The following is a 3,601-nucleotide window of genomic DNA, read 5'->3' as shown; positions in this document are numbered from 1 at the left end:
GTCGTGCGCGGCGCACCTGCACTGCCCGCCGCTGGCCGTGGCCGTGGCCGCCGACCTGGCGGTGTCCGCTCTCAACCCGTCGCTGGACTCCTGGGACCAGGCGCCCGCCGCGACCACGCTGGAGACGCTGCTGCTGGAGGAGCTGGCACGGCTGGTGGGGTTCGGGCCCGAGGCCGTCGGCGTGCTCACCTCCGGCGGCACCGAGTCCAACCTGATGGGCCTGATGCTGGCGCGGGATCTGGTACTCGGCCGCGCGAGCGGGCGCCGGATCGAACTGGCCGGGGTGCCGGGAGCCGCGCCAGGTCCGAGGATCTTCGCCTCCGAGGCCGCGCACTTCTCGACGCGCCGGGCGGCGGCCCTGCTCGGGCTCGGCGAGGACGCGGTCGTCCCCGTCCCCGTCGACCGGGAGCTGCGGATGGACCCGCGGGCGCTGTCCGAGGCGCTGCGGGAATGCGTCTCGCGCGGCGAGCAGCCCGTGGCGGTGGTGGCCACGGCGGGCACCACCGACACCGGGGCGATCGACCCGCTGCGCGAGTGCGCGGCGCTGGCCGCCGAGCACGGAGCCTGGCTGCACGTCGACGCCGCGTACGGAGGCGGCGCGCTGCTGTCGGACCGGCTCGCGCCGCTGATGGACGGTGTCGAGCTGGCCGACTCGGTCTCCCTGGACTGGCACAAGCTGGGCTGGCAGCCCATCCCGGCCGGCGTCTTCCTGGTACGGCGAGCAGAAACGTACGCCTCGCTGGCCCGCCGGGCGGCCTACCTCAACCCGGCCGACGACGAGGAGGCCGGCTACCCCAGCCTGCTGGGGTTGTCGCTGCGCACGTCCCGCCGCGCCGACGCGTTCACCATCGCCGTGACGCTGCGGACGCTGGGCCGCGACGGGCTGGGCCGGCTCGTCGACGCCTGCCACGACCTCGCCCGCGCCGGTGCTGCGGCGGTGCGCGCCCACCCGCGGCTGGACCTGCACGCCGACCCCGTCCTGACCACGTTCCTGCTCCGCTACCTGCCGTCGGACCCCGCGCGGGCGGACCGCGTGAACGCCGGGCTGCGGCGCAGGCTGCTGCGGGAGGGGACGGCGGTGGTCGGCCGCACGGAGCTCCCGGGCGAGGGCCCGGGCCGGATCCGGCTCAAGCTCACCCTGCTCAACCCGCACACCACGCCCGCCGAGGTCGAACGGCTGCTTCAGGCGGTCGTCGCGGCGGGCCAGGCCGAGGAGGACGAGCTGTGAGGCCACGCAGGCCGAGCGACAGTGGGGAGGGCGACCTGTGAGCGAGCACCGCTTGTCCGTGACCGAGAGCCGCCCGGTGAACGAGCAGGCCGCCGGGGCCGTCGATCCGCTCGACCACCCCGATCCGCTGCGCGCGGGAGGGGCGGCGGCGGTGGAGACGCTGTTACGCGCCTACGTGCGCGAGACCAGGACGGAGGTCCCCGCCACCGGGCAGCGGCTGCTGCTCGACTTCCCGTCCGCCGGGGTCAGGCTGAGCATCCCGGTGCGGCACCGGTCCCTGACCGGCTGGCACCGCTTCGGCGAGCCGCTCGTCACCCCGGCCCGCCCGACCGACGCCGCGGCGCTGGTGGCCTGGGCGGCGGTCCGCGAGACGACCGTGAACCGGAGCATGCCGTCCCACCTCGGAGGGGACGCCGTCAGCCGGGTCCTCGACTCCGCCCGCCGGACCGCGGTCCATCTGGCCCGCCGCCGCGCGGAAGGCCCCGACGGGCGGGGGCCGACCCCGTTCCTCGACGCCGAGCAGGCCCTCCTGCTCGGGCACCCGTTCCACCCCGCGCCCAAGAGCCGCGAGGAGGTCTCCGACGGGGAGCTGGACGCCTACTCCCCCGAGTTGCGCGGCTCGTTCCCGCTGCACTGGTTCGCCGCGCACCCGGACGTGGTCACGGGCGAGAGCGCGGACGGCCGTCCCCCGGCCGACCTGGTGCGCCCGCTCGCCGCGGGGCTCGACCTGCCTCCCGGGACGGTCCCGGTGCCCGCCCACCCGTGGCAGGCGCGCGACGTGCTGCGCCGTCCCGAGGTCGCGGCACTGGTCGACGCGGGGCTGCTGCGCCCGCTCGGGCCCGGCGGTCCCGCGTGGTACCCGACGTCCTCCCTGCGGACCGTCCACCGGCCGGACGCGGAGACGATGCTCAAGCTCTCCCTCGGCATGCGGATCACCAACTCGCGGCGCAACAACCTGCGCGGCGAGATGCGGCTCGGCGTCCGGGCCGCCCGCCTGCTGGCCCGCGGGCCGGCCCGTTGGCTGCGCGCCGAGCATCCGGAGTTCCGCGTCCTGCGGGACTTCGCCTGGATCTCGGTGGGCACGGACGGCCCGGAAACCGGGCTGGAGACCGCGATCCGCGACAATCCCTTCCGCGGCGGCGACGGCGAGGGCCTGTGCGTCGCCGGTCTGCTGGCGGAGCGCACGGGCCCCGGCGACGGGAGCGCGCCCCGGCACCGCGCCCTGCTGTCGGCCGCGGTGGAGCGCGCCGCCCGGTCGCTGGGCACGTCCACCGCCGAGGCGTCGGCGCGCTGGCTGGCCCGCTATCTCGACGTGCTCGCTGTGCCGCTGATCCGGCTCCAGGCGCGGTACGGCATCGCCCTCGAACCGCACCACCAGAACACCCTGGTGACGCTGGACGGCGACGGCCTGCCCAGCGCCGGCTGGTACCGCGACAGCCAGGGCTACTACGTGGCCGCCTCCCGCGCCGGCGAGCTCGACCGGCTGCTGCCCGGCCTGGCCGGCGGCGTGCAGCTGGTCTTCGACGACGCCTTCGTCGACGAGCGGGTCGCCTACTACCTCGGGGTCAGCAACCTCCTCGGCCTGGTGGGCGCGTTCGGCGCGCTCGGCCTCGCCGACGAGGGCGACCTGCTGCGGGTGCTGCGCCGCGCGCTGGAGCGGCTGCGGGAGGCGGAGCCGGGCGCGAAAGGCCTGCTCGGCCTGCTCCTGGACGCGCCGGTACTGCGCTGCAAGGGCAACTTCCTGACCTGCGTGGAAGGGCTCGACGAGCTCGTCGGGGACGTCCGCGCCCAGTCCGTCTACATCGATCTGCCCAACCCCCTCACGGAGGTGCGACGTTGACCGCCCCCTACGACCTGGTCGGAGTCGGCATCGGCCCGTTCAATCTCTCGCTGGCGGCGCTCTGCGACGGCGCGCCGGGGCTGCGTGCGCTCTTCCTGGACGCCAAACCGGCCTTCTCGTGGCATCCCGGCCTGCTGCTGGAGGGAACGGTCCTGCAGGTGCCGTTCCTCGCCGACCTGGTCACCATGGCCGACCCGACGAGCCGCTGGTCGTACCTGAACTATCTGCGGTGCCACGACCGGATGTTCCCGTTCTTCTTCTCCGAGCGCTTCCACATCCCGCGGCGCGAGTATGACCACTACTGCCGCTGGGTCGCCGACCGGCTGCCCTCGTGCCGGTTCGACGCCGAGGTCGTCGCGGTGGAGTGGGACGACGCGGCGGCGGCGTTCGCGGTCGTGTACCGCTCTGCTGGCGGGGCGCGAACCCGGGTGCCGGCCCGGGTTCCTCGACCCGTTCGACCCGCATGTCGACAGTGAGCCCGCTCCTGACTGTCATCTGGGCGGCTCCGCCGGGTCGCAGGTCGATTGTCACCC

General features: G+C 75.3%; 3 protein-coding genes. All 3 read left to right on the top strand.

Translation table 11 applies throughout. From position 1 onward, the window contains the following. Positions 1 to 1,228 (top strand): aminotransferase class I/II-fold pyridoxal phosphate-dependent enzyme (locus ABZ297_RS46465; protein ID WP_355360931.1); only part of this gene is annotated, 1,228 nt, incomplete at its 5' end. 37 nt (positions 1,229 to 1,265) lie between these two features. Then, positions 1,266 to 3,068, top strand: a complete 1,803-nt coding sequence (locus tag ABZ297_RS46460; RefSeq protein ID WP_355360928.1) for an IucA/IucC family protein — start codon at positions 1,266 to 1,268, stop codon at positions 3,066 to 3,068. Further along, on the top strand, positions 3,065 to 3,544 hold the full coding sequence (locus ABZ297_RS46455) for a SidA/IucD/PvdA family monooxygenase (protein ID WP_355360925.1): 480 nt from the start codon (positions 3,065 to 3,067) through the stop codon (positions 3,542 to 3,544). Before ABZ297_RS46460 ends, ABZ297_RS46455 begins: the two co-directional genes overlap by 4 nt. The last annotated feature ends 57 nt before the right edge of the window (positions 3,545 to 3,601 follow it).

It is taken from the genome of Nonomuraea sp. NPDC005983, from assembly GCF_040614375.1.
In the GTDB taxonomy this organism is placed as follows: Bacteria; Actinomycetota; Actinomycetes; order Streptosporangiales; family Streptosporangiaceae; genus Nonomuraea.
Note: the sequence above shows the minus strand (reverse complement) of the source record. Positions and strands in the feature narration are given on the sequence as shown.